This is a genomic window from Cohnella sp. GCM10027633, from assembly GCF_042675445.1.
In the GTDB taxonomy this organism is placed as follows: domain Bacteria; phylum Bacillota; class Bacilli; order Paenibacillales; family Paenibacillaceae; genus Cohnella.
The window spans coordinates 880,804-907,603 of sequence record NZ_JBHTGV010000001.1 but is presented as its reverse complement, the minus strand read 5'-3'; the positions used below and the strand labels follow the sequence as shown (position 1 = coordinate 907,603).

The following is a 26,800-nucleotide window of genomic DNA, read 5'->3' as shown; positions in this document are numbered from 1 at the left end:
CCCGATGCGCAAACTGGTTACCTATCCGACGAAGCTATTCACGTTGATGATGCTTGGTTTCATCGGATTCAGCGGCCTGTTACTGCTCGTATCGGGCTTCGTCTATTACGAGACGTATTCGAACATCGCCTATCGCGAGATCCGCGAGACGAAGGCGGAGCTGCTGGACGAGAAATCGCAAAACCTATCGAACTACGTAACCGGCATCCAGGATACGGCGCTGTTCCTCGTGACGAACACGATGGTGCAGCAATACCTGGGCTCGCCGCCGGACAGCGACTACGACTTCGTGACGAAGACGAGGCTGCTGAACGACGAATTCAAGAAGCTGACCGCCGTGAAGGGCGGCCTGCATTCGATCGAGCTCTATACGGACTGGATCGCGGGACAGCCGCAATTTCCGAGTCCGTACTTGCATACGCTCGCAGACGCGAAGACCGAAGGCTGGGTCGCCCGGCTGGAGGAGACGGACGGCTTCTGGATCGCGTCGCACGACGAGCTCGCCGGAGGAGGCGTCCTTCGGGTCGTCAGCTATGCCCACCGCATCTCCGGCGATCGCGGGAAGCTGCTCGGCATCGTGAAGATCAACATTCCGGAGCGGCAACTGTTCGACATCCTGAACAAGAACGACGGGACGCCGAACGGCGACGACTACTACGTCGTTCGCGATTCCCGCGGAAGATATATCGCGGCGATGCTGCCCGGGGGCTTCGAGGCGCCGATTCGCGAAGGAACGCCGCCGCAGGACGTCGCCGGCGCGCACTATAGCGTCATTCAGACGGAAGAGAACTCGGAATATTGGATGCTTCAGCAGTTGATCGCCAAGGACGTTCTCCGGCAGAGCGGGAAGGAGATCCGCTTGCTCATCATCGCGCTGCTCGGCGGGCTGCTCCTCGTGACGATTCCGCTGGCGTTCTGGCTGTCGCGGAAGCTGACGTCCCCGATTAACGGCATCGTGAGAGGGATGCGTACCGTCGAGAAGGGCGACTTCAACGTCCGGATGCAGGCTTCGAGCATCCAGGAATACATGTACTTGTCGACGCAATTCAACCGAATGGTACACCGGCTGAAGGAGCTGGTCGGCCGTCTGAATCAAGAGCATCGGGACCGCCGGGAAGCGGAGATTCAGTTGCTGCACGCGCAGATCAAGCCCCATTTTCTATACAACACGCTCGATCTCATCCATTGGCGCGCGCTCGACTACAACGCCCACGAGATCAGCCAGATGGTGCAGCAGCTGTCCAAGCTGTTCCGGATCGGCCTCAGCAACGACAAGTGGTACGTCGCCGTGAGAGACGAGCTCATCCACGCCCGGTGTTATATGGTCATTCAAGAATACCGGCAGAACTTCAACATCGAATATTCGGAGCAGGTGGAGAGCGAACTTCACGACGTCATCGTCCCGAAAATCATCCTGCAGCCGTTCCTCGAGAACGCAGTCATTCACGGCAGCTGGCAGAAGGGCGAGAAGGCGATCGTGAGGGTGACGTTCGAAGCGCGCGACGAAGGAGCCGGCCAGCAGCTGTTCGTCACGATCGCGGACAACGGGTGCGGGGTTCCGGAAGGCTTCGACGTCGCGAAGACGGGCGGCATCGGCATCCGCAACGTCATCGACCGCATCCAGCTGTATTGCGGCCCGAAGTACGGCGTGCAGGTCGCGCCGGGCGAGCAGGGCGGCACGCGCGTCGTCATCCGCCTGCCGATCATTCGGCACGAGGAGGATATGGAGCAACTGAGAAGGAGCTTGACGCATGAATACGATTCTATTGGTTGACGACGACGATTACGTCATTAACGGGTTGCTGAAGCATATCCCGTGGGAGGACATGGGCGTGCGCATCGTCGGGACGGCCGCCGACGGGGCGGAAGGCTTGGCCAAGTTCCGCGAGCTGCGGCCGGACTTCGTCATTACGGACGTCTACATGCCGAACATGGACGGCTTCCAGCTGACGGAGGCGATCCGCGGCATCGATCCCGACGTCCCGATCGTCATCCTAAGCGGCTACGACGATCTCGCGAACGCGCGCAAGGCGGTGTCCTCCGGGGTGCATCATTTCCTGCTCAAGCCGCCGAGCATCGCGGAGATCGAATTCGTCGTGCGCGAAGTGCTGCAGGTGATCAACGAGCCGAAGGTTCAAGACGAGCTGCTGGCGAGCTACCTGCAGCAGCAGGACGTCGTGAAGCGGTCGATGAAGGATGCTTTCTTCCGTGACTTGATCGCCACGCGGTATCGGCCGGAGGAGCTCCCCTTGGACCGAATCGCGTTCATGGGCTTGCCGGAGCGGGCGACGGTGCGGGCGCTGACGCTCAGCCTCGTCCGTTCCGACGTAACGGCGCGGAGAGAGGAACGGGACTGGCAGCTGCTGCGGTTCGGAACGGGGAACATCATTCGCGAGCTGCTGGAGTCACATCTCGTGGGGCAGCCGGGATTGTCCGCGGAAGTGCTGGAGTATTCGGACCAGGAGTTCGTCGTGATTTTCCTCGGGGATCCCGAAGTACAGATGGAAGAAGGCGGCCTGCCGTTCATCCTGCGCGTCTCGAACGAGATGCTGGACAACATTCTGCAATACATGAAGCTGTCCGCGCTGGCGGGCCTCGGAATGGGCAAGACGGGGTACGATCGGCTGATCGATTCGTACTTGGAGAGCCGCGGCGCGGTCGAGGTCGCGGAGATGAACGAGTGGAACCGCGTCTACGCCTACTCGGCGTCGGTGAAGCCCGATCCGGTCCGCGCCGTCTCGATGGACGACGTTCGGCGGCTTCACGACGCCGTCTTCCAGAAGCAATGGCAGCAGGCGGGGGAACAGTGGCAGGCCGTGCGGTCTCAGCTGGCGGGCGGCAATGCGTCGCTTCCCGTCTGCAAGGGCGTATGCGCCGGCATCGCGAGCGCGCTATGGACGGCATTGCAGACCGCGGAGCAGCAAGCGGAAGATCCGGAGACGGGGCTCGAGGAGCTGCTCGTTCAGCTCAGCCGCTGCGGCTCCGTCCGGCAGATGACCGATTGGATGGACGATACCGTTGCACGGCTGATCTCTCAGTTGCGCGAAGAGATTGCGGGCAAGAAGAGCCACGCGCTCGTCGATCGGGTCATCAAGGAGTATATCGAACGATGCTATCACGAGAACGTGACGTTGGAGCAGATCGCGGCGAACCTGCACGTGAACCGCAACTACCTGAGCCAGCTGTTCAAGCGGGTGACCGGAGAGCCGTTCGTCACGTACTTCAACAAGTTCCGCATTCGCAAGGCGATCGAGCTGATCGACACGGGCCAATACATGGTGTACGAGGTCAGCGAGCGCGTCGGGTTCCAGAACTCGACGTACTTCAGCCAAGTGTTCAAATCGATTACGGGGTATAGCCCGTCCGAATACAGAAGGTAACGACCGCGGTTCGCGGAGGATAAGGCCGGAAGGTAACGATAGCGGCATGGGGATGGATACGGACGGAAGATAACGATAACGGCATGGGGATACAAGGAGGCGGGAGCTGCGGTGAGCACGATATTGGAAAAGTTGCGGGATATCGACGTGGCGGGTAGAACGGGCGATAGCGGCACGGATGCCGGCCGCGAGCTGCACGCGTCGTTCCAGAGGTCAGGCGTTCGGTTCGCCTCCTCGCCGGGCGGGCTGGAGGACGTCTACTACGCGGCCGTCGGCAAGTTGGCGGATTGCGTGAAGCCTAACGACAGAGACGAAGCGATTCTGCAGGAGGGCGGCGTCTACTTCGGCTGCTGGCTGGAGAGCACGGGCACGATCAACGCGGAGCTGCTGTCGCGGTTCTGTCCGGAGGCGGCTCGGTCGACGTTCGCTCAGTTCGCCAGGTTCCAGCGCGAGGACGGGCTGCTGCCGTACAAAGTAACGGCGAGCGGGCCGGTGTTCAAGCAAATTCAACTGGTGACGCCGCCGGCGAGAAGCGTATGGAACCATTACGCGGTGAACGGTCGCCAAGATAGGGAGTTTTTGCTTGTTATGTACGGGGCGTTATCGCGTTACGACGCCTGGTTGGCGGAGTATCGGGACACGCGGGGGACGGGTTGCGTCGAAGTGTTCTGCACGTTCGACACGGGGCACGACTTGTCGCCGAGGTTCTGGCATATTCCCGATACGCCGTATATGGACGATCCGACGTGGTATGACCCGGACGTGCCGACGCTGCCGCTGGTCGCGCCGGATCTGACGGCGAGCGTCTATTGCAGCCGATTGTATCTCGCCCGGATGGCGGACGAGCTCGGGCTGGGCGACGAGGGCGATGATTGGCGGGCGAAGGCGGAACAGACGCTGGATCGCTTAGTCGCGGCGTGTTATCACGAGGACGACGGGTTCTTCTACGACGTCGACCGGGGAGGCGCGTTCGTGCGCATCCAGACGGACGTGCTGCTGCGCGTGCTCGCTTGCGAGGTCGGGGACGACGCGTTCTTCGCGGCGTCGCTTCGGCGGTACTTGCTGAACACGCGGAAATTCTTCTCGAAATATCCCCTTACGTCAGTGGCGATGGACGATCCGCGATTCGATCCGTTTACGAGCTACAATACGTGGGCGGGCGCGGTCAACTTCCTGACGCTGATCCGGACGCCGCACGCGTTCGAGAAGCACGGCCGCTACGTCGAGCTGACGTGGATCATGCAGCCGATCGTCTCGGCGATGGCGCATATGAAGCGTTTCGGCCAATGCCTCAGCCCATGGACGGGCGAAGAGGGGTTCACGGAGACGTATTCCCCGGCGTTGCTGTGCGTACTGGATTTCGTGGAGCGGCTAAGCGGCATCGTTCCGACGCCGGACAGAGAGTTGTGGTTCACCGGCTTGTTGCCGCAGACGCGGGATCACGGCGAGAAGCTGGCGGACGAGACGGCGTATAGCCGGAACGTCGACGGCGTCCGGTTCGAGCTTCGGAACACGAGGGGAGAATGCGAGATCTACCGGGACGGCGAACTGCTGTGCCAATTCCCCGCGGGCGTGCGGATCGTGACCGACCGAAGCGGTCGTTTGCTGAAGGCAATCGGGATGACGGTGCGGACGGTCGAGGGGTGGCTGCTGCACGAGGGCGAGCTCGTCCAGATACGCGTCGCGGGCAACGAGGTGCTGCGGTTCGCGGATGGACGTTGGGAGACCGAGTCGGAGCCGAGCGTCGTCATGCCGACGTACGATTAAGAGGACGAGCGGGAGCATGCCATAGCGCACGATCATATAGGGGAGCGAGGGTGCCGAAACGATGTTGTTCAAAGAGCAAATTCAGATGCGCGATCCTTTCGTGCTGAGATTGGACCGCGAAAGCTGCTATTATATGTACGGTTCTACCGATCCGGACATTTGGAAGGCGAAGGGCATCGGGTTCGACGTCTATCGAAGCCGGGATCTCGAGGAGTGGGAAGGTCCGTTCCCGGCGTTCCGTCCGGATGCGGACTTCTGGTCGGACAAAAATTACTGGGCGCCCGAGGTACATGCGTACGGCGGCCGCTATTATATGTTCGCGACGTTCAAGGTGGACGGCGTTTGCCGGGGGACGCAGATTCTGGTCGCGGACAGGCCGCTCGGCCCGTTCGTACCGCACAGTGACGGGCCGGTCACGCCTCGCGACTGGGAGTGCCTCGACGGCACGCTGTTCGTCGATCCGGACGGCACGCCGTGGATCGTGTTCTGCCACGAGTGGGTGCAGATCAAGAACGGCACCGTATGCGCGCTTCGGCTGTCGCCGGAGCTCGACCGGGCGATCGGCGAGCCGGTCGAGTTGTTCGCGGCGAACGAGGCGGCGTGGGTCGACGCGGTGAACTCGCCGCGGCACGGCACCGGCTACGTCACCGACGGCCCGTTCGCGTACCGCTGCGACAACGGCGAGCTGCTGCTGCTCTGGTCGAGCTTCCGCCAAGGCCGCTATGCGCAGGCGATCGCGCGCTCGGCGTCTGGCGGCATCGCCGGCCCGTGGACGCAGGATCCCGAACCGCTGTTCGACAGCGACGGCGGGCACGGCATGATCTTCCGCACGTGCGAGGGCGGCGTGATGCTGGCTCTGCATACGCCGAACAGCACGCCGGACGAGCGTCCGGTTTTCATCCCGCTGGAGGAGCGGGAGGGCAGGCTGAAGGTTCGCTAGAAGGTTCATGAAGGCAATCGTCTCTTAGAGTCGATTGCCTTTCGCATGTTGGCGCAGTTTTGGCGCAGTTTTGGCGCAGTTCGACTAATCCGAACTGTAGCGCGTCGAATGCCCATCGGAGCTCCTGCAGTTCCACTAATCCGAACTACAGCGCGCCGAATGCCCATCGGAGCTCCTGCAGTTCCACTAATCCGAACTACAGCGCGCCGAATGCCCATCGGAGCTCCTGTAGTTCCACTAATCCGAACTACAGCACGCCGAATGCCCATCGAAGCTCCTGAAGTTCGACTAATCCGAACAGTAGTGCGGCGAATGCCCATCAGAGCTCCTGTAGTTTGACTAAACCGAACTACAGCACGCCGAATGCCCATCGGAGCTCCTGTAGTTTGACTAATCCGAACAGTAGTGCGGCGCAATAGCCCGGCGAAACCGGGTTACTGGTCGCAATGGCGTTCTGCGGCGCGCAATAGCCCGGCGAAACGGGGTTACTTGTCGCGAATGGGCTCGGCGAGGCGCAATAGCCCGGCGAAACCGGGTTACTTGTCGCGAATGGGCTCGGCGAGGCGCAATAGCCCGGCGAAACCGGGTTACTGATCGCGAAATGGCTCGGTGGCGCGTAATAGCCGGGTGAAACCGGGTTACTGGTCGCGAAATGGCTCGGCGGCGCGTAATAGCCCGGGGAAACCGGGTTACTGGTCGCGAAATGGCTCGGCGGCGCGCAATAGCCCGGCTAAACCGGGTTACTGGTCGCAATGGCGTTCTGCGGCGCGTAATAGCCGGGCGAAACCGGGTTACTGGTCGCGAAATGGCTCGGCGGCGCGTAATAGCCGGGCGAAACCGGGTTACTGGCCGCGAAATGGCTCGGCGGCGCGTAATAGCCGGGCGAAACCGGGTTACTTGTCGCGAATGGGCTCGGTGGCGCGTAATAGCCGGGTGAAACCGGGTTACTGGTCGCGAAATGGCTCGGCGGCGCGCAATAGCCCGGCGAAACCGGGTTACTGGTCGCGAAATGGCTCGGCGAGGCGCAATAGCCCGGCGAAACCGGGTTACTGGTCGCAATGGCGTTCGGCGGCGCGCAATAGCCCGGCGAACCCGGGTTACTGGTCGACGGGACCGAGTTACACTCCCGCCTCCCGGCCCTCCGTCAACGAGGACTCAACTGCCACGACTTGCGAAACGCGAGAGGCGTCAGCCCGGTGCGGTCCTTGAACAAGTTGATGAAGTGGCTGATGTTGTCGATGCCGATCTGCTCCGCGATCTGGGCGATCGGCAGCGTCGAATACTTGAGCAGCTCCTTGGCGCGCGTCATGCGCCGGTTGATCACGTATTCGCCTGGAGAGAAGCCGGTGTGTTTCTTGAATGCCTTGGCAAGATGGTGCTTGTTCACGGAGAACCGCTGCGCCATGTCGTCCAGCGTCAGCTTCTCGTCGTACGACGTCTCCATGAGACGTATCGCGTCCTTCACGTAGGCGGGCATCGGCGTCGCGCCAGCGTCCGGGAGCGGACCGGCGATCAGAATCTCCGTTAGCAGTTCGACGAGCAGCTTGGCGGACAACAGCTCGTTGCGGACGCTCTTGACGCGGTTGAGTTCGATTAGTTCGCGAATATATCCAGGCGCCATGGCGCCATCCCCCATCGACAATACCGGACCGCCGCCATCCGAGAATTGCTCGTAATAAGCTCTCGCCGCTCCGCCGTTGAAGTGCACCCACAGCAGCTCCCAACCGTCGCTGCCCGCGCGATAATGCTGGTAGTTCATGCAATCGATATAGAACAGCTGCCCCGGCAACAGCGTGCGCGTCTGTTCTCCGTAAGTCAGCCTTCCTTCTCCGGACACCGTATAGACGATCAGATAGGAGTCCAGGCGCTCGCGCTCGGTATAGTAGGCCGGCAACGCCTCGAAGTGGCCGACCTCTTGCACGTACGGAAGCGCGGATTTCGCGAAAGCCGACGGCGTATTGGCGAGCCGGACCGACGTCTCCGTCCAGGCGTACTCCGCTTTTTCCCGATAGGCCATATGAAACACCCACCCCAAGATTCTATGATTATCTCCCAATATCGTTGGATGATTATAACGTTGTAAGCCCTTACGATAGGAGTATCATTCTATTATGGCATACGCCATCGGAGGGGTAAACACGATGATCCTGCAACCAGTGAAACCGAGCCGCAAGCCGCGCATCGGACTTTATTCCGTCGGACTTCGCGCATATTGGGAGCAATTCCCGGGGCTGCGCGAACGGCTGCTCGAGTACGGCCAATTCATTGAACGGCGCTTGTCCGCTTGGGGTGAGGTGCGCAACTTCGGCCTCGTCGACACGGAAGGAGAAGGACGAAGAGCGGGAGAGTGGCTGAACGCCAACAACGTCGATATCGTCTTCTGCCACGCGGCGACTTACTCGACGAGTTCGACGGTGCTGCCCGTTCACCAGATCAACAAGGCGCCCCTCGTCTTCCTTAACCTGCAGCCGACGGAGCGGATCAATTACGAGCGGACGACGACGGGCGAATGGCTCGCGCATTGCGGCGCGTGCCCGGTACCCGAATTCGCGAACGCGTTCAACCGGGCGGGCATTCCGTTCCGCGTCGTGAACGGGCTGCTCGGCCTCGACTACACGCCGGCGATCTCGCTGACGAACGAAGTCACGCACGAGCGCAAGGAAGCGATCCGCGCATGGAAGGAGATCGAGGAATGGGCGCGCGCGGCGGCGGTGCCGCGGACGCTTCGGCACAGCCGGTTCGGCTTCCTCGGCAACACGTACAGCGGCATGCTGGACATGTACAGCGACTTCACGATGGTGCAGGCGCAGACGGGCTTGCATCTCGAGGTTCTCGAGATGTGCGACCTCGACCGGATGCTGAGAAGCGTGACGGAAGCGGAAGTTAAAGCCAAGCTTGAGGAAATCCATCACCTGTTCCAGATCAGCGGCGACTCCCCAAGCGACCCGATAGCGAAAAAGCCGACGGAGGAGCAGATGGCGTGGTCGTGCAAGGTGGCGGCGGCGCAGGAGAAACTCGTCCGCGAATACGACTTGGACGCGCTGACCTACTATTATCACGGCGCGCCGGGCGGCGAATACGAGAAGCTGCAGAGCGGCTTCATCGTCGGCCACTCTCTCTTGACCGCGCAAGGCATCCCTTGCTCCGGCGAAGGCGACCTGAAGACGAACATCGCGATGAAGATTTGCGACATCCTCGGCACCGGCGGCAGCTTCTCCGAAATCGTCGTCGTCGATTACGTCGACGAGACGATACTGCTCGGCCACGACGGGCCGTTCCACGTCGCGATCTCCGAAGGCAAGCCGATTCTGCGCGGCATGGGCCTGTACCACGGTAAGCAAGGAACCGGCGTGTCGGTAGAGGCGAAGGTGAAGACGGGGCCGATCACGACGCTGAACGTTACTCAGACGGGAGACGGGAAGCTGAAGTTGATCGTCAGCGAAGGCGAATCGACGAACGGGCCGATCATGCGGATCGGCAACACGCAGACGCCGGTCAAGTTCAGCAGGCACCCGGACGAATATATGGAACGCTGGTTCGCTGAGGCGCCGACGCACCATTGCGCGCTGTCGATCGGCCATAACGCTTCGCTGTTCCGCAAGGTCGGCGAGCTCATGAATATCGCGCACGTGAATATGGCGTAAAGGAGCGAGACGAAATGGAGACCAGCAAGAAGTTCGCATGGACCTGGACGATCAAGCCGGAATGCTTGGACGAGTACGTGGCGATGCATCTCGCGCCCTGGCCGGACATTATGGCCGAGCATTCGCGCGCGGGCATACGCAACTATTCGATTTTTCAGCACGGCAACCGATTCTTCTATTGCTTCGAGTGCGACGACGTGGAAGCCGCGTTCGCGATCATCTCGGAGAGCGAGCCCTGCACCCGATGGAACGCGATAACCTCGCGGATGGTCGAAGGTTCGTTCGACTTCAACGAAGCCGAGCCGATCAAGCCGATGCGCGAAGTGTTCTATTTGAAGTAAGCACGCGCCATATATGAAGCAACGCCCAAGAGCCGGCGCAGCGACTAGCTGCATCGGCTCTTATTATCTATACATATGAAAGAACGATCTTTAATTTGCTAGGGTAGGAGGCGGCGCGCGCCTGCTTATAATGAAGGTGGACAACGAAGACCGAGAGGGGAATCCACCATGGCGAACGCAAGCGGAGCATTCTATACCGGGCAATACCGGAACGTGTTATTGGAATGCGGGTATTCGGAGCAAGAGATCGCGGATCGCGTGACCGCAACGTGGGAAGCGCTGTTCGAAGGCGGCGTGGAGACGCGAATCTATTACGAGGCCGGAGACGACAAGGGCTATCTGCTCGACACGGGCAACCTGGACGTCCGGACGGAAGGCATGTCGTACGGCATGATGATGGCCGTTCAGCTCGACCGCAAAGACGTCTTCGATCGCATCTGGCGTTGGACGTACGACTATATGTATATGACCGAAGGCGTCAACGCCGGGTACTTCGCTTGGTCGTGCCTGCCGGACGGCACGAGAAATTCGAACGGTCCTGCCCCGGACGGCGAAGAGTATTTCGCTCTGGCGCTATTGTTCGCGTCCCATCGCTGGGGCGACGGCGCGGCTCCGCTCGATTACGGAACGAAAGCCCGCGAACTTCTGCGCGACGTCGTACATAAGGGAGAGGACGGCATCGGCCAACCGATGTGGAATCCGGACAACAAGCTCATCAAGTTCATCCCGAACTGCGAGTTTTCCGATCCGTCGTATCATTTGCCGCATTTCTACGAGTTATTCGCGCTGTGGGCTTATCCGGAAGATCGCGCCTTCTGGAAGGAAGCGGCGGACGCCAGTCGGGCGTATCTCAAAGTAAGTTGCCATCCCGAGACCGGACTCGCGCCCGAATACGCGCATTACGACGGGACGCCGAACGACGACCGCGGATACGGGCACTTCTTCAGCGATGCGTACCGGGTCGCCGCGAACGTCGGGCTGGACTACGAATGGTTCCGCGGAGACGAATGGAACGTCGAAGAGGCGAATCGCATTCAGCGCTTCTTCGCGGACAAGACGCCGGACGACTACCGCAGATACACGATCGCGGGCGAACCGTTCGAGGAGAAGTCGCTTCATCCGGTCGGATTGCTCGCGACGAACGCGATGGCTTCGCTCGCGGCCGACGGCCCGAACGCGCGAGCTTGCGTCGAGCTGCTCTGGCGGACGTCGCCGCGCGAGGGCGATAGACGTTATTACGATAATTGCTTGTATTTGTTCGCGATGTTGTCGCTTAGCGGCAATTTCCGAATCTGGATGCCGCAAAGCGAATAAGCAACAATTCGGTCTTGACTGACGGCGCGGAAGCGGATATATTAATCTGATTCTAGCACCTCGGAAAGGACTTCATAGACTTGCGTACGATTAGACATAAGCTCGCGGACACTTGGCTGTTCAATTGGAAAGGCGACTTTCTGTCCGGTCTGACTTCCACGCTCGCGCTCATCCCGGGCGCGATCGCGTTCTCCTTCATCGCCGGCGTCAGTCCGATGGTCGGCATCTACGCCACGATCGTCCTGTCTATTGCACTGGCGCTGTTCGGCGCAAGACCCGCGATGCTGACGGCGGCCGCCGGGTCGATGGCCGTGCTGATGACGCCGCTCGTGAAAGAGCACGGTATCGAGTACTTGTTCGCGGCGACGGTGCTGGCTGGCATCATGCAACTGTTAATGGGCGTATTCCGGCTAGGCAGATGGATGGACTACGTGCCTCCGTCCGTCATCACCGGGTTTATCAACGCGCTGGCGATTATGATTCTCGTCACGCAGTTGCAATATTTTACGGGGGAGAAGCTCCCGATGTATCTCGTCGTCGCCGGAACGCTGGCCGTTATCTACTTGTGGCCGCGAATCTCGAAGCAGATCCCTTCGCCGCTCGTCGCGGTCGTCGTCATGACAGGGCTAACGCTTGCGCTTGGGCTAGGACTTACGAACGTCGGCGACGAAGCGCCGATGACGTCCGCGCTGCCGATGCTGCACTGGCCGGACATTCCGCTGACGTGGCATACGCTAGGCATTCTGCTTCCTTATTCGCTGTCGCTTACCCTCGTCGGCTACGGCGAGACGCTGCTTACGCAGAGCAAGATCGACGAGTTGCTTGGAGAGAAGACAAGCAAGGACAAGGAAATGCGCGGACAGGGGATCGGCAACGTGGCCGCGGGCTTGTTCGGGGGAATGGCGGGCTGCGCGCTGGTCGCGGAGTCGATCATCAACACGAAGCTCGGCGGCAAAGGCCGGCTGTCCAACCTCGCGGCGGGCATTATCCTGCTGTTGCTCGTCGTGATCTTCGGCACGGAAGTCGCGATGATTCCGATGGCCGCGCTCGTCGGCGTCATGCTGTTCGTCAGCATCGAAATTTTCGATTGGAGCTCCGTCGCGGGCATTCGCCGTATTCCAACGTCGGAGACTGCGGTCATGGCGATAACCGTCATCGTCTCCGTCGCGACGCACAACTTGGCGATCGGCATGGTCGCCGGCTTGATCCTGCACTTCGCGTTGCGGGCAGCGTTCTCGAGACGAGCCGAGGGTAGGGCGGATATTGCGAAAATGTAAGGTTTAGCTCATACTTTCCTAACACTTTTCTAACAAATATACGGTAACTTACAATATACATTCACGCTAGACTTAGGTTATACATCCAGGTATCGGCAGTGGGCAGTCTACTTCGAGGAGGTGGAGAAGCATGGACCGTGAGCTAGGAAAGCTGAAACGACGAATCGAACGATTGCGTAACGCAATGGTATTGGCGTCTTTCATGCACGGCGGCGATCTGCGCAATCAAGAGGTTCTCCGTATCTCAGTACGATTAGACGAACGACTGAACGAGTACTTTCGCTGCAAGAGGCAGCGATCGATGAAGAGCCTAACGTACTTGCACGCGCGAATGAACGTTACCGCGACGCAGATGTAAGTGAATAGAACGACGAACCGAGCGGACGATGCGTCTGCTCGGTTTTTTGATGCGCGCGATTCAGCTTCGGAATAAGCTTCTGACGATGAACAGCGCGTTAGCCGGCCGCTCCGCTAGTCTGCGGACGAAGTACGGATACCACATGCGCCCGTACGGCACGTAGCAACGTACTGCATAGCCTTCCGCGGCCAGCCGCTCCTGTAACTGCGATCGCACGCCGTACAGCATCTGGAATTCGAAGCGGTCGGACGATATTCCGTTCGCGTCGACGAAGCGCTTCGTCCAATCGATGATTCGCTCGTCGTGCGTGGCGATCGCGGTGAACGCGTCCGCGCCGAGCCGGCGTTCGATCAGCCGGAGGAAGTTGCCGTCGACGTCGGACAGCTTCGGGTAGGCGAGCCGCTTCGGTTCTTTGTAAGCGCCTTTGACGAGCCGAAGGTGTACGCGCTCGTTCGTCAGCGATTCGAGGTCGTCCGCCGAACGGTACAAGTACGCCTGCAGGACGGTGCCAACGTTATCCAGCCCTTCCGCATGCAGCCTTCGCACGAAGCCGATCGTCGCGTCCGTGCACGCGCTGCCTTCCATATCGATCGTTACGAAATTCCCGTGCCGGCGGGCGGAGGAGACGATGTCCCGAATGTTCGCGTAGCATCGTTCGGCATCGAGCGTAAGGCCCAGTTGCGACGGCTTCAGAGAGATCGTAGCCATGACGCCTCGCTCGCGGATGCCAGCGAGCAGCCGGTCATAGGCGGCCGCGTAATCGGCAGCCTCCGATAACCGCTTGATCCCTTCGCCCAGATGATCGAGCGTAACCGAGATCCCCTTGCCGTTCAGCGATTGCACCCGGTCCAGCGCCTCCTCCAGCGTCTCTCCGGCGACGAATTTGCCTGCTCCGAGCTTCATTCCGTACTTCATGGCAAGCTTCTCCGCCGCCGGATTGCCCGCGAGCGACAGCAGCATCGAGCGGAACAGCCTCGTTCCCCATCCCATCGCGCAACTCCTCCTTCCTTAGAACGGCAACACGTACTCGATAGCCGCAATGGCTTCATCCAACTGATCCTGAGAGACGATAAGCGGCGGAGCGAGCCGGATCGTATGCGCGTGCGTTTCCTTGCACAGCAATCCGAGCTTCATGAGCCGCTCGCAATACGGCCTGGCCGGAACGGTCAGCTCGATGCCGACGAACAGGCCGGCTCCGCGGACTTCCCGGACGAGCGGACTGCGAAGCTGCCGCAGACGATCCAGCATATAATCGCCGAGCTCGCGCGAACGTTCGACGAGACGCTCCGATTCGACGACGTCCAGCGCCGCGATCGCGACGGCGCAGGCGAGCGGGTTGCCGCCGAACGTCGAGCCGTGCGAGCCGGGCTCGAAGACGCCGAGCACGTCACGGTCGGCCGCTACCGCGGATACCGGATAGACGCCGCCTCCGAGCGCCTTGCCGAGCACGTAGACGTCGGGCACGACGGCTTCGCGGTCGCAGGCGAACAGCTCTCCCGTACGGCCGAACCCGGTCTGGATCTCGTCGGCGATCAGCAGGACGCCGTTCTCCTCGCATATTCGCTTGGCCTCGCGCAAGTAACCCGGAGGCGGGATGACGATGCCGGCTTCGCCTTGGATCGGCTCGACGAGGAATGCCGCCGTATTCGGCGTGATCGCGGCGCGCAGCGCTTCCGGATCGCCGTAAGGAACGACGCGAAATCCCGGGGTGAGCGGACCGAAGCCGTCCCGATAGTCCGGATTGGAGGAGAACGAAGTGATCGTGATCGTCCGCCCGTGGAAATTGCCCTCGCACGCGATGATTTCGGCGTCGTTCCCGGCGACGCCCTTATGCCGGTACGCCCAGCGGCGAGCGGCTTTGATCGCCGTCTCGACCGCCTCCGCGCCGGTGTTCATCGGAAGAATCGTCGTCTTGTTCGTCAGCTTGGCGAGTTTCTCGTATAAGGTCCCGAGCTGCTCGTTATGGAACGCGCGGGACGTCAGCGTCACCTTGTCGGCTTGCTCCACGAGCGCCCGTATGATCGCCGGGTGGCGGTGCCCCTGGTTGACCGCCGAGTAAGCGCTGAGCATGTCGATGTACCGTTTGCCTTCCGAGTCCCATACCCATGCGCCTTCCGCGCGGGCGATGACGACGGGCAGCGGGTCGTAGTTGCGCGCGCCGAACCTGTCGGCTTTCGCGATCCATTCATCGGATCTATTAACGGGCGGATTCATGCGGATACCCCCTTGCGTTATTTTATTAACCGTCGGTTGTTTCCGTCCCACCCATCGCGCGCATATGCTGAAGCATAGCCGTTCATGTCGATATCGAAGGGAGCAGATCGACGATGATGACGCCATTTCGCAACGAACCGTTCACCGATTTCTCCAAGCCCGACAACAAGGCCGCGTTCGAGAACGCCCTGCAGCTCGTGGAATCCGAGCTCGGGCTCACCTGTCCGCTCGTGATCGGCGGCGAGCGGATCGCGACCTCGCGAACGCTGGCATCGCTGAACCCGTCGTTCTTCGATCAAGCGGTCGGCCACGCGTGCATGGCCAATCAAGAGCTTGCGGAGCTTGCCGTCCGAACGGCTGCGGAGGCGTTCGGGACGTGGAAGCTGACGAGCCCGGAGGCGCGCGCGCGATTGTTGTTCAAGGCGGCGGCGATGTTGAGGCGCCGCAAGCACGAGTTCTCCGCATGGCTCGTCTACGAGGCCGGCAAGACGTGGGCGGAAGCGGACGGAGATACGGCGGAGGCGATCGACTTCCTGGAATTTTACGGCCGGGAGATCGAGCGGCTCGGCGGACCGCAGCCTTTGACGCGCTTGGAGGGGGAGCACAACGAGCTGACCTACGTTCCGCTGGGCGTCGGCATCGTCATTCCGCCGTGGAACTTCCCGCTCGCGATCATGGCGGGCATGACGTCGGCTGCGATCGCGGCGGGCAATACGGTCGTCTTGAAGCCCGCGAGCACGACGCCCGTCGTCGCGGCGAAGTTCGTGCGGCTGCTCGAGGACGCTGGCGTTCCGGACGGCGTCGTGAACTACTTGCCGGGGCCGGGCGGGGAGATCGGGGACTATCTCGTCGAGCATCCGTTGACGAGGTTCGTCGCGTTCACCGGCTCGAAGGAAGTCGGCCTGCGCATTAACGAACGGGCGGCGAAGACTTCGACCGGACAGAAGTGGATCAAGCGGGTCATCGCGGAGATGGGCGGCAAAGACGGCATCGTCGTCGACGACGATTGCGATCTCGAGCTTGCGGCCGACGCGATTGTGGCTTCGGCCTTCGGGTATTCGGGGCAGAAGTGCTCCGCCTGTTCCCGGGCGATCGTCCATGAGCGCGTATACGACGAAGTGCTGGCCCGCGTCGTCGAGAAGACGAAGCGGCTGACGATCGGCAACGCCCGCAACCTGTCGACCGCGATCGGGCCGGTTATCGACCGCGCGGCGTTCGAGCGGATTCTGGCGTACATCGAGGTCGGCCGGGGCGAAGGCCGGCTCGTTCACGGAGGCAAGAGCGGCAATCCGCAAGGCTTCTTCATCGAACCGACGATTATCGAAGGGGTCGATAGCCAAGCGCGCATCTCGCAGGAGGAGATTTTCGGTCCCGTCGTCGCGTTCATGAAAGCCCGCAGCTTCGAGGAGGCGCTCGCCATCGCCAACGATACCGAGTTCGGCCTGACGGGAGCGGTCATCTCGCGCAGCCGCGAGCATCTGGAGCTGGCGCGCCGATCGTTCCACGTCGGCAATCTGTACTTCAACCGCAAGTGCACGGGCGCGCTCGTCGGGGCGCATCCGTTCGGCGGCTTCAATATGTCCGGCACCGACTCCAAGGCGGGCGGCCGCGATTACTTGCAATTGTTCCTGCAGGCGAAAGTCGTCGCGGAGCGGATGTGACGATAACGACGATCCTTTGTCGAATTTTCGGGATTCATAGGTTTACAGCGCGCGCGAATTATACGATGATAGAGAGCAACGACTGCTTACCGGCAGAAAGGAAACGAGGCTCTTATCATGGCTTACAAAATCGTGTTTTTCGACATTGACGGAACGCTGCTGGACGAGGAGAAACGAATACCGGAGGACGCGATCGACGCGATCCGCAAGCTGAAAGCGAGCGGCGTCGAACCGGTCATCGCGACGGGACGCGCGCCGTACTTCTTCCAGCCGATCGCGGAGCAGCTCGGCATCGAATCGTGGGTGTGCCTGAACGGCGCTTACGTCGTCTACAAGGGCGAAGAAATATACGAGCGGACGATTCCGCTCGCCGACTTGGAACGTCTCGTCGAGCTGTCGTCGAAGAGCGGGCATCCGCTCGTCTTCGAAGGCAAGCATAATTACTACGCGAGCGAAGAGGGACATACGGCCGTGTTCGACTCGGTCGAGTCGCTCAAGGTCCGTCATCCGGAGGTTCGCACGGATTTCTGGAGGACGGACGGCGTCTACCAGGTGTTCCTGCATTGCGAGAGCCACGAGGAGCACGCGTACCCGGGCGAGCTGCCGAACTTGCGGTTCGTCCGTTGGCACCGGAACGCGATGGACGTGCTCACTTCGGGCGGCTCGAAGGCGGACGGCATCGAAGCGCTGCTGAAGACGCTCGGCATCGCGAAGGAGGAGGCGGTCGCGTTCGGCGACGGCTTGAACGACAAGGAGATGCTGGAGCTGGTCGGCCTCGGCATCGCGATGGGCAATTCGCACGAGCAGCTGCTGCCGTTCGCGGATTACGTCACGACGAGAGTCGAAGAGGGCGGCGTTCGGAACGGGCTCGTGTACGCGGGCTTGCTGTAGGGGACGGAACGCGGAAAAGGACAATGCGCCGATAGTCGGCGCATCGTCCTTTTTTTGTACTCGTTACGGGAGCGGCTTAGTGAGGATACGCGACCTCGAAGGAGACGCCGCAAGGGCCGCCGTCGGTGCTTTCTTCGAGATCGACGGGCGTGCCGTCCGCGCGGAACAGTGGTCGATAGTGCGTGTTAATGTGCGTCGCCGACTCGTTCGCGTAATGGCAGATGAACGCCCGGCGGAACCGGTCCTTCGACTTGTTGCGATACGAACCGTGAATGAGGTTGCCGTTGAAGAACAGCACGTCGCCCCGGTCCATGACGGCGGGAATCGCCTTCTCTTCCTTCGGGGGCTTCACGTAATGCGTCGTGAACGATTCGTTCGAGTCCGCGAGCTCGGGGCAGACGATCGCATAGTCGCTCGTCTTCGGCACGACGAGCAGGCCGCCGTTCTCCTCGTCCGCCGCGTCCACGGCGGTCCATGCCGCGATGCAGTTGCCCGGATCGACCTGCAGATAGAAGTTGTCCTGGTGAAGCGCTTGTCCGCGCGAGCCCGGCGGCTTGTAATAGAACATGCTCTGAGCGGCGAGCGCCTCTTCGCCGTACAGATCGGCGAGCACGTCCAAGACGGGCTTGTGCAGCATATATTTCATGGCTACGTCATTGTAGCGGTGCGGGTGCATGACACGCGGATACCGCTTCAGCGGGTCGGTCGTCTCCCCGTCGATAACCGGTTCGAAGTAGCCCGGAACGGGCGTATGGCTTATCTCCTCGAACGTCGTATCGATCTCCTGCAAATTCGATTCGTCGAACAAGCCCTTGACGATCAAATATCCGTTCGTCTCGAAGCTGGCGATCTGTTCCTCCGTCAATGCGCGATACGTCTTCGTGTTCGTCATCGTTCGATTCCCCTTCGCGAATGTATGGTTGCTTATTGACATCAGCTTACCTCGTTCCTTATCGTAGAGGAAGTAACATTGCTGCTAATGATTAACGGAATTCTGCTGCGGACGGATGATCAAGACGGAGGCGCGATGAGAGATATGGCGGACGGTAGGCGAGAACCGCATTGGCACGAAGCAATATTCGGGGATTATTACGACGAAGGGGACGACTACGGCCACCGGCGCAAGAACGGCATGTCGGATTGGCTGATCGTTTATACGATTAGCGGAGAAGGCTATTTCCGCACGCCCGGGGGCGAGTCGGTGTGCGGCGAGGGACAAGTCGGCTTGCTGCGCCCGGAGGTGCCTCACGAGTACGGCACGGTGAAGGGCAAGCGCTGGGAGTTTCTCTGGATCCATTATCCCGGACTACCGGAAAACGACTATTTGCCTCAAGAAGAGGTCCACATCGAGCCGTTGCCGGAAGGACACGTGCGCGAGCGGGTCGAACGGGCGTTCCGCAACGTGCTGCACGATTCGCTGGAACGGTCCGGCCTATGGCGGCAGTTGTGCGAGAACGCGATTCGCGAAGTGCTGCTGCTACTCGCGAGACGGCTCGACAAACCGATCGACCCGCGGATCGAGCTCGCGCTGCAACTGCTGAACCGGTCGCTGAAGACGGAGATCCGCGTCGATGACGTGGCGAGGGAGATCGGCTTGTCGCCGTCGCGGTTGTCCCATCTGTTCAAGCAGGAGACCGGCGTCACGATGCTCACGCACGTGAACCGCATGCGCGTCCGAAAGGCGGCGCTTCTCCTCGGCCATCGCGGACTCACGGCGAGCGAAGCGGCGGAAGAGGCGGGGTTCAACAATTATAACCACTTCGCGGAGCAGTTTCGCAAAGAGTACGGCGTCAGCCCGAGGACTTACCGGTCCGGCTCGCCGAATTGAGGGCTGACCGACCGGTTGGAACAGTCCCTCATAGGAGCACCGGCATGACGCGAGCGCCAGCGGCCGCGCCGAGCCGGTGTTTCTTTACGATTTTCCCCCTTGCGCATGACTTGCCTCTATCTCGCGCGCGACCGAATGTCCGCTATACTCGGATTAGGATCAGGTTCGTCTAACCGCTTGGTTTCAGCATCGGCGCTCGGCGCGAAGGAGCATTCATTCATGAGAAAAGTCATTGTCGGCGTTATCGGTTGCGGCGTCATCAGCAATATCTACTTGAAAAACTTAACCGGTCTGTTCGGCGGCATCGTCGAGGTGAAGGCGGTGGCCGACCTCATGCCGGAGGCGGCGCGCAAGCAGGCGGACAAATACGGGATTCCGTTCGCTTATACCCCTGACGAGCTGTTCGCCGACGAAGAGATCGAGATCGTGGTCAACTTGACGAACCCGAAAGGACACGGTCCGTTGAACATGGCGGCGTTAAGGGCGGGTAAGCACGTATATGTCGAAAAGCCGTTCGCCGTCGAGCTGGAGGAAGCGGCGGAAGTGTTGGCGCTCGCGCGCGACAAAGGGCTTAGGGTAGGAGGGGCGCCGGATACGTTCCTCGGCGGAGGGCTTCAGACGTGCCGGAAGCTGATCGACGAGGGCGCCATCGGCAAGCCGCTTCACGCGCACGCGCTCATCGTCATGGTCGGCCCGGCCGACTACGATCATCCGAACCCGCAAGCGTTCCTCGGCAAGGGCGGCGGGCCGCTGCTCGATCTCGGGCCCTACTACGTCGCCGCGCTCGCCTCGATCTTCGGACCGGTGACGCGCGTATCCGGCTCGGCTCAGACGCCGGAAGCCGAGATCGTCATCCGTAATCCGCAGTCGCCGAAGCTCGGCCAATCGTTCGTCGTCGAATCGCCGACGAACGTGACCGGCGTGCTCGACTTCGCGAGCGGGCTCGTCGCGAGCGTGACGGCGACGAACGGCAGCTTCGGTTACCATCCGAGGCTGGAGGTGTACGGGACGGAAGGCATCCTGACGATGAACGATCCGAACATGTTCGGCGGCGACGTGACGCTGTTCCGGGCGTCCACGTACGCGAAAGAGGCGGTGGCGGCCGCGCATCCGATGAACGACGATTCGCGCGGTGCCGGCGTCGCGGACATGGCGCGGGCGATTATCGGCGGCGGCGCGCACCGAGCTAACGGCGAACTGGCCTACCATTCCCTCGAGGTGATGCACGCGATCGTCAAGAGCTCGCAGGAGGGACGCCACGTCTCGATCGAGAGCCGCTTCGAGCGTCCGGCGCCGGTCGCGGAGACGATAGACGTAGGGACGTGGGGATAGAGCAGGGGCTGACCTTGCTAAGACCTTGCTACGATACCAGAATTCTTTTACCGAACTCCAAGTGGTCGAGCAGCAGTTGCTCGGCCTCTTGCGCGTCGCCCTTCCGGATCGCCTCGTACAGCTTCAAGTGATCTTCGTAAGAGACGCGGATACGGGAGCCGTCCTTGCGCAGCACCTTCATCGCGATTTGATACAGCTTGTCCTGCAACTGCTCCATCGCGAGAATCATCTCCTTGTTGCCGTAAATTTCGGTGAGCCGCGCATGGAACCGCGCGTCGGCTTCCGTGAAGCCGGCGGAATCCTGCGCTTCCGCGCAGGCCAGCTGCTCGGCCAAGTTCGCTTCGAGCCATGCCGTCTCTTGCTGGGGAAGCCCGCGGCTCGCCAGCCTCTTCACGATGTGCGATTCGAGCGCCGCCCGGTAGTCATAGATATCGACCGCGCGCTCGATGGACATTTCCGCGATGACGAGTCCCTTGTTCGGAATGTAATTGATGATGCCTTCGACGTCGAGCCGTTCGAGCGCGGAACGGATGGGCGTCCGGCTCATGCCGAGCAGCTCCACGAGCGCCCGCTCGGTCAGGAAGTCGCTCGGTTTATACGTGCCGTCCAGGATCATTCGCTTCATCTCGTGATAGGCTTTTTCCTTCAAAGTTAAGGCCATTGGATTTACGCACGCTCGTTTCTGCTTGAATTGGATGGCTTGGCTAGCTTCGTTCGCATGTACGCGATGCTCGCGTCGAGCCACTCGCGCTCCAGAAGGCAAGTGTCTTCAACGGTTCCGGCGTAAGGCACCCACAGCTCGACGATGGCCGTCGGCCGCTTATCGCGCGCGTCCAGCTCCGCGAACAGGAGGTCCATGTCGAGCCTGCCCGCGCCGGTAGCCGTACCGGTCACGACGAATCCCATCTGGTGATCGATTCTCTTGACGTCGAAATCTTTGAGGTGCAAGTTCGCGATGTACGGGACGAGCGCGCGAATGACCGTATCCGGCGCTTCGAGCGCGCCGAACGAATTGACGGTGTCGAGGCAACAGCCGACGTATGCCGAACCGAGCGAATCGAACAGCCCGCTCAGTTGCTTCGTCGTATGCAAGCCGTGGTTCTCGACGGCCAGCGTTATGCCGCGGCTCTCCAATTCGGGCAGCACCGTCCGGATGTGCGACCGCGCGACGTCCAGATCGGCTTCCGTAATGAGCGTCCGCAGGATCGGGGAGCCGATGCGGGACGCGATGTCCAGCTCGCGAAGCAGCAGGTCGGGCGACGTCCCCCTGGTGCCGAGCTCCAGCGCGATTCCCCATGACTTCGCTTGCGCGGCAAGCCGATCGAGTTCGTCTCCCGCCAACCCGCCGAGCGGCATGTTGTCCGCGTACTGTACGATCCCGACGCCGTATTCGCGCGCGAGCTCTAGCAGCCCCATCGCGGTCACTGGCCGCGCGGGCTTGTCGTATCCGGGCACGCCGACGTTCCAAGCGAGCGAGTACGATCCGATTCCCCATTGCATTCCGTTTTCCCCCGTCGTAATCGTATTTTTCCTTAGTCTACCTTCCTTGCGCCGATAAGGCAATATTATAAATTTATTTGGTATACCATTTGAATATATTGTGTAGACATCGTGAAAATGCCGTGATATAGTGCTGGTGAAAGCGATACGACCTCGCGTCCGGTCGGTAATCGAAGGCTGCGAGCAAACCATTCTATTAGAGAAGGTGAACGATACATGAGTGAGAAGACGACGATCGCGCTCATCGGGGCCGGCGGCAAAATGGGCGGCCGGATCATCGACAATCTCTCCAAAGGCGACGACCGGTTGCTGCTATGCGAGCATACGGAGCACGGCATCGCGCGCATCCGGGCCAAAGGGCTGGACGTGACGCCGAACGAAGAAGCGGTTCCGCAAGCGGATTACATCGTCATGGCGGTGCCGGACGCGCTGATCGGCGCGATCTCCAAGGCGCTCGTTCCGCTGATGAAGCCGGGCGCGACGCTCATTACGCTCGATCCGGCGGCCGCGTACGCGGGACAGCTGGAGGCGCGCGACGACTGCACGTTCGTCGTGACGCATCCGTGCCATCCGCCTTTGTTCGGCGAGCTGAATACGCCGGAAGAGCGGGCGGACGTATTCGGCGGCATCGCCGCCAAGCAGGACATCGTCATCGCGCTGCATCAAGGCGAGCAGGCGCGATTCGAAGCCGCGGAACGGATCTGCATCCGCATGTTCTCTCCGGTCGTGAAGTGCCATCGCGTCACGGTGGAGCAGATGGCGATCATGGAACCGGCGATGGCCGAAGTGGTGGCGGCCATGGCCGCTTCGCTCATGAAGGAAGCGCTGGACGAGACGATCAAGCTCGGCGTGCCGGAGGAAGCGGCTCGCGCGTTTATGCTCGGCCACGTTCAAATTCCGCTCAACATCGTCTTCAACGGCACGAATCCGTTCTCCGACGCCGCGCAAATCGCGATACAATACGGCTATGAGAAAATCATTCGCCCCGACTGGAAGCAAGTGTTCACGAAGGCATCGATGGACGAGGTGCTGCGACGGATGCTCCATCTGGACGACCGGATCGACGCCGCGGGCGACGAGCAAGGAGCGTAACGGGATGGACGCGTTAAGAGCCGCGGCGCTCCGGTACGGGGAGGCCGTCCTGTCGCCGACGCGCATCGTGTTGCAAGCCGGCGCGTTGACCGCGATTCTGGAAGAGGGCGGCCTGCGCTCGATCCGATGGGCGGGCGTCGAGCTCGTCCGCGGCTTGTACGGCGCCGTCCGCGACCGGAACTGGGGGACGGTGCCGGCCGTGCTGCGAGGGTTGGACGTTCGGCAGACGGACGATGCGTTCCGAGTGTCGTTCCGGGCCGTCCACCGGGAAGGCGACATCGCGTTCCATTGGGACGGCATCATCGAAGGCGATGCCTCCGGAGAGCTTAGGTTCGGCATGGAGGGGCAAGCGGATCGCGATTTCGAGCGCAACCGGATCGGCTTCTGCGTGCTGCACCCGATGTCGCATGCCGGCATCGCGCTGACCGCGGACACCGAGACGGGCGACGCTCTGACGGTTTTTCCTGTCGCGATCTCGCCGCACCAGCCGTTATGCGGCATTCGGGCCCTCGCTTACGAGCCGGCGCCGGGCGTAGGCTTGCGTATCGCATTCGAAGGCGAGACTTTCGAGATGGAGGATCAGCGCAACTGGACGGACGCGTCGTTCAAGACGTACGGCACGCCGCTGGCGCTGCCGTTCCCGGTTACCGTCCGGCAAGGCGAGCGGGTCTCGCAGCGGGTGACGTTAATGATAACCGGCGCGCTTGACGCTCCGGGTGCCGCCTCGGGTAGTACCGGAGATGACGAAGCCGCCGCGACGACGCTTCGCGTGACGACGATCCCGCAAGGCGCGATGCCCGCGCTGGGGGTTGCGTTGGCGAGGCCGATCGAGCGAATGGCGGACGCCGCCGCGCAGGCGATCGCGAAGCTGCCGCTCGCGCACCTGCATGCCGAGCTGGACTTGGACGGGCAAGACTGGCCGGAGCGGCTCGGCGTCGCGCTCGCCGAATGCGAGCGGCTGCGCGTCGGCATCGTCATCGAAGCCGTCGCGGGAGCGTACTCGGAGGAGACTGTCGCGCGATTCGCGTCCCGTCTCGCGGCAGCCGGCAACACGGAAGTCGCGGCGTACGCCTTCGACCGGCGGACGCACGTCGTGTGCGAGGAAGCCGCTATGCTGCTGGCGCGAGAGCGGCAGCGGCTCGGCGCGAACTTCCGGATCGGCGGCGGAACCCGCGCGCACTTCGCGGAGTTGAACCGCTCCGGTCTGCCGTCGGCGCATATCGACGAGGTAGGCTATGCGATCAGTCCGCAAGTTCACGCCTTCGACCGCGAGTCGGTCATGGAGACGCTCGAGGCGCAGTCCGCGACGACGGCGAACGCCGTACGGCTCGCGTCAGGCAAGCCGGTTCGCGTCGGGCCGGTCACGTTCAAGCAACGTTATAATCCGGTGGCGACGGGCGGCGACGGGGATGCCGAAGATTCGCTCTCGGCATACGACCCGAGGCAGCATGCGCTGTTCGGCGCGGCGTGGCTGCTCGGGAGCATAAGGGCGCTTACGGCGGGAGGAGCATCCGCAGCGACTTACTTCGCGACGACGGGGCCGCTCGGCATCGTGCCGGAAGTCGGAGACCCGCCGACGCCCGCCTATCAATTGCTGCGGTCGTTCGCGCCGTTCAAGGACGCGACGCCGCTCGCGACGATCGGCGCTCCGCCCGGCGTGGACGCGTTTGTCCTGCGCAGCGGAAGCGCCGCCCGCTTATGGCTGGCGAACAAGACGGCGGAAGCGCCGGAGGCGAAGCTGTTGTTGCCGCCGTGCAGGCGCGCGGGTCCGTTGCGCATGCTCGACGAAACGGAGCTGGAACGCGATCGCGCGGCGGGATTCGCCACGCGCGAGTCGGCGTGCTCGGTCGACGAGGCGGACGGCGGTCTGAAGGTACGGTTGCTGCCGTACGCGATAGCGATCATCGATTTTATGATAGAAGACGAACATAGGGATGAGGAGGCTCGAACATGAGCAAGCCATGGCAATTGCAAGTGAGCGACAATCGCAGGTTTGTGGTCCACTCGGACGGCACGCCGTTCTTCTGGCTAGGAGATACGGCTTGGGAGCTGTTCCATAAGCTGAACCGAGAAGAAGCCGAGCTATACTTGGTCAACCGCGCGGAGCGCAAGTTCAACGTCATCCAAGCGGTCGCTCTGGCGGAACTCGAGGGGCTGACCGTTCCGAACGCATACGGACGCTTGCCGCTGCGAGCGGACGGAGCGGGCGGCTTCGATCCGACGCAACCGGATACGGACGCCGGGCCGGGAGGGTATTCCTACTGGGATCACGTCGATTACGTCATCGGGAAGGCGGAGGAGCTGGGCATGTACGTCGCGCTGCTGCCGACTTGGGGCGATAAATTCTATATGGCATGGGGCAAAGGGCCGGAAGTGTTCGATTCCGGCAACGCGCGCGTATTCGGCAAGTGGATCGGCGAACGATACCGCGACCGTCCGAACGTTATCTGGGTCATGAACGGGGATCGTCCGCTGACGAAACGCCGGCATTTCGAGGTCGTGCAGGCGATGGCGGAAGGCGTTCGCGAGGCGGTCGGACGCAATCACCTGATGACGTTCCATCCGCCGGGCAACCAGACGTCCTCCCATCACGTCCACGAGGAAGATTGGCTCGACTTCAACATGATCCAGTCCGGTCACGGGGACAAGCGCGACAACTACTCGTTCGTGACCGCCGATTACGGGTTGCAGCCGGTCAAGCCGACGCTCGACGGCGAGCCGTGCTACGAGGACCATCCGATCGGGTTCCACGCGCCGAACGGCTACTTCGACGAAGCCGACGTTCGCAAGGCCGCCTATTACGCGGTGTTCGCCGGCGCCTTCGGCCATACGTACGGCCACCATTCGATCTGGTCGATGACGACGGAGCCCGCGGATTACTTCATTATGACGTGGCAGAACGCCATCCTGCGTCCGGGCGCGGCGCAGATGCAGCATGTCCGCGCGCTGATCGAATCCCGTCCGTTCCTCGAGCGGGTGCCGGATCAAAGCCTGCTGGAGAGCAACTATGCGGGCGCCAATTACATGACCGCGACGCGCGGCGAACGGTACGCGTTCATCTATTCGCCGAACGGGCTGCCGATCGGCGTTCGGCTCGGCGTAATCGAAGGCAGCAAGGTGGCTGCTTCGTGGTACGATCCGCGCACGGGCGAGACGTCCGCGATCGACGTTCGCGCGAACGAAGGAACGACGGTATACGTGCCGCCGCTCGCCGCCCGCGGCAGCGACTGGGTGCTCGTGCTCGACGGGCAACAATAAGCG

22 protein-coding genes are annotated in these 26,800 nt (G+C 61.6%); 16 read left to right on the top strand and 6 right to left on the bottom strand.

The features are described from left to right. Window positions 1–4 precede the first annotated feature (4 nt). The 4 genes from ACFQZG_RS04105 (at window position 5) to ACFQZG_RS04090 (ending at window position 6,087) form a co-directional block, all read left to right on the top strand. Window positions 5–1,774: a cache domain-containing sensor histidine kinase gene (locus ACFQZG_RS04105; RefSeq protein ID WP_378150180.1), complete on the top strand. Its 1,770-nt coding sequence runs from the start codon at window positions 5–7 to the stop codon at window positions 1,772–1,774. Then, a complete protein-coding gene (locus ACFQZG_RS04100; RefSeq protein ID WP_378150179.1) occupies window positions 1,752–3,380 on the top strand; it encodes a response regulator transcription factor in 1,629 nt (542 codons plus the stop codon). Before ACFQZG_RS04105 ends, ACFQZG_RS04100 begins: the two co-directional genes overlap by 23 nt. A gap of 111 nt (window positions 3,381–3,491) precedes the next feature. Then, a complete protein-coding gene (locus ACFQZG_RS04095) occupies window positions 3,492–5,147 on the top strand; it encodes an MGH1-like glycoside hydrolase domain-containing protein (protein ID WP_378150178.1) in 1,656 nt (551 codons plus the stop codon). Window positions 5,148–5,208: 61 nt separating this feature from the next. Further along, complete coding sequence (locus tag ACFQZG_RS04090) at window positions 5,209–6,087, top strand: glycoside hydrolase family 43 protein (RefSeq protein WP_378150176.1); 879 nt, start codon at window positions 5,209–5,211, stop codon at window positions 6,085–6,087. A 1,144-nt stretch (window positions 6,088–7,231) separates the two neighbouring features. On the opposite strand, the gene ACFQZG_RS04085 is transcribed toward ACFQZG_RS04090, so the two are convergent. Beyond that, window positions 7,232–8,104 carry a helix-turn-helix domain-containing protein gene (locus ACFQZG_RS04085; protein ID WP_378150175.1) on the bottom strand — a complete coding sequence of 291 codons (873 nt, stop codon included), beginning with the start codon at window positions 8,102–8,104 and terminating at the stop codon, window positions 7,232–7,234. 124 nt (window positions 8,105–8,228) lie between these two features. Here ACFQZG_RS04085 and ACFQZG_RS04080 point away from each other — a divergent pair, with 124 nt between their 5' ends. The 5 genes from ACFQZG_RS04080 to ACFQZG_RS04060 all read left to right on the top strand — a co-directional run bounded on the left by ACFQZG_RS04080 (window position 8,229) and on the right by ACFQZG_RS04060 (window position 13,021). Then, complete coding sequence (locus tag ACFQZG_RS04080) at window positions 8,229–9,731, top strand: arabinose isomerase (protein ID WP_378150173.1); 1,503 nt, start codon at window positions 8,229–8,231, stop codon at window positions 9,729–9,731. Between the two features lie 14 nt (window positions 9,732–9,745). Then, entirely contained in the window at window positions 9,746–10,072 is a 327-nt protein-coding gene (locus tag ACFQZG_RS04075; RefSeq protein ID WP_378150172.1) for an L-rhamnose mutarotase, read from the top strand. 168 nt (window positions 10,073–10,240) lie between these two features. Beyond that, the gene (locus ACFQZG_RS04070) at window positions 10,241–11,386 is read left to right on the top strand and encodes a family 8 glycosyl hydrolase (RefSeq protein ID WP_378150170.1); all 1,146 of its coding nucleotides are present in this window, start codon (window positions 10,241–10,243) and stop codon (window positions 11,384–11,386) included. Window positions 11,387–11,466: 80 nt separating this feature from the next. Continuing rightward, a complete protein-coding gene (locus ACFQZG_RS04065) occupies window positions 11,467–12,663 on the top strand; it encodes a SulP family inorganic anion transporter (RefSeq protein ID WP_378150169.1) in 1,197 nt (398 codons plus the stop codon). 130 nt (window positions 12,664–12,793) lie between these two features. Beyond that, on the top strand, window positions 12,794–13,021 hold the full coding sequence (locus ACFQZG_RS04060; protein WP_378150167.1) for an aspartyl-phosphate phosphatase Spo0E family protein: 228 nt from the start codon (window positions 12,794–12,796) through the stop codon (window positions 13,019–13,021). Between the two features lie 60 nt (window positions 13,022–13,081). Here ACFQZG_RS04060 and ACFQZG_RS04055 read toward each other — a convergent pair whose 3' ends face one another. Both ACFQZG_RS04055 and ACFQZG_RS04050 read right to left on the bottom strand, forming a co-directional pair. Continuing rightward, window positions 13,082–14,011: a proline dehydrogenase family protein gene (locus tag ACFQZG_RS04055; RefSeq protein WP_378150165.1), complete on the bottom strand. Its 930-nt coding sequence runs from the start codon at window positions 14,009–14,011 to the stop codon at window positions 13,082–13,084. An 18-nt stretch (window positions 14,012–14,029) separates the two neighbouring features. After that, complete coding sequence (locus tag ACFQZG_RS04050) at window positions 14,030–15,235, bottom strand: ornithine--oxo-acid transaminase (protein WP_378150163.1); 1,206 nt, start codon at window positions 15,233–15,235, stop codon at window positions 14,030–14,032. Between the two features lie 113 nt (window positions 15,236–15,348). On the opposite strand from ACFQZG_RS04050, the gene pruA reads away from it, so the two are divergent. Then, window positions 15,349–16,896, top strand: a complete 1,548-nt coding sequence (gene pruA / locus ACFQZG_RS04045) for an L-glutamate gamma-semialdehyde dehydrogenase (RefSeq protein ID WP_378150161.1) — start codon at window positions 15,349–15,351, stop codon at window positions 16,894–16,896. A 117-nt stretch (window positions 16,897–17,013) separates the two neighbouring features. After that, entirely contained in the window at window positions 17,014–17,787 is a 774-nt protein-coding gene (locus tag ACFQZG_RS04040) for a Cof-type HAD-IIB family hydrolase (protein ID WP_378150159.1), read from the top strand. 76 nt (window positions 17,788–17,863) lie between these two features. Here ACFQZG_RS04040 and ACFQZG_RS04035 read toward each other — a convergent pair whose 3' ends face one another. Further along, window positions 17,864–18,679 (bottom strand): phytanoyl-CoA dioxygenase family protein, encoded by an 816-nt coding sequence (locus ACFQZG_RS04035; protein WP_378150158.1) that lies wholly within the window; start codon window positions 18,677–18,679, stop codon window positions 17,864–17,866. Window positions 18,680–18,766: 87 nt separating this feature from the next. On the opposite strand from ACFQZG_RS04035, the gene ACFQZG_RS04030 reads away from it, so the two are divergent. Both ACFQZG_RS04030 and ACFQZG_RS04025 read left to right on the top strand, forming a co-directional pair. After that, complete coding sequence (locus tag ACFQZG_RS04030; RefSeq protein ID WP_378150157.1) at window positions 18,767–19,615, top strand: helix-turn-helix domain-containing protein; 849 nt, start codon at window positions 18,767–18,769, stop codon at window positions 19,613–19,615. A 219-nt stretch (window positions 19,616–19,834) separates the two neighbouring features. Further along, entirely contained in the window at window positions 19,835–20,947 is a 1,113-nt protein-coding gene (locus ACFQZG_RS04025) for a Gfo/Idh/MocA family protein (protein WP_378150155.1), read from the top strand. A 28-nt stretch (window positions 20,948–20,975) separates the two neighbouring features. Here the strand turns inward: ACFQZG_RS04025 and ACFQZG_RS04020 are convergent, their stop codons facing one another. Together ACFQZG_RS04020 and ACFQZG_RS04015 are read right to left on the bottom strand one after the other, a co-directional pair. Next, the gene (locus ACFQZG_RS04020; protein WP_378150153.1) at window positions 20,976–21,608 is read right to left on the bottom strand and encodes a GntR family transcriptional regulator; all 633 of its coding nucleotides are present in this window, start codon (window positions 21,606–21,608) and stop codon (window positions 20,976–20,978) included. Window positions 21,609–21,613: 5 nt separating this feature from the next. Continuing rightward, a complete protein-coding gene (locus ACFQZG_RS04015) occupies window positions 21,614–22,447 on the bottom strand; it encodes a sugar phosphate isomerase/epimerase family protein (protein WP_378150152.1) in 834 nt (277 codons plus the stop codon). 216 nt (window positions 22,448–22,663) lie between these two features. Between ACFQZG_RS04015 and ACFQZG_RS04010 the strand changes: the two genes are divergently transcribed. The 3 genes from ACFQZG_RS04010 to ACFQZG_RS04000 are packed head-to-tail and all read left to right on the top strand — an operon-like array spanning window position 22,664 to window position 26,797. Continuing rightward, entirely contained in the window at window positions 22,664–23,539 is an 876-nt protein-coding gene (locus tag ACFQZG_RS04010) for a phosphogluconate dehydrogenase C-terminal domain-containing protein (RefSeq protein WP_378150150.1), read from the top strand. Between the two features lie 4 nt (window positions 23,540–23,543). Beyond that, window positions 23,544–25,493 (top strand): D-apionate lactonase family protein, encoded by a 1,950-nt coding sequence (locus tag ACFQZG_RS04005; RefSeq protein ID WP_378150148.1) that lies wholly within the window; start codon window positions 23,544–23,546, stop codon window positions 25,491–25,493. Beyond that, a complete protein-coding gene (locus tag ACFQZG_RS04000) occupies window positions 25,490–26,797 on the top strand; it encodes a glycoside hydrolase family 140 protein (RefSeq protein ID WP_378150147.1) in 1,308 nt (435 codons plus the stop codon). Before ACFQZG_RS04005 ends, ACFQZG_RS04000 begins: the two co-directional genes overlap by 4 nt. Window positions 26,798–26,800: the final 3 nt, after the last annotated feature.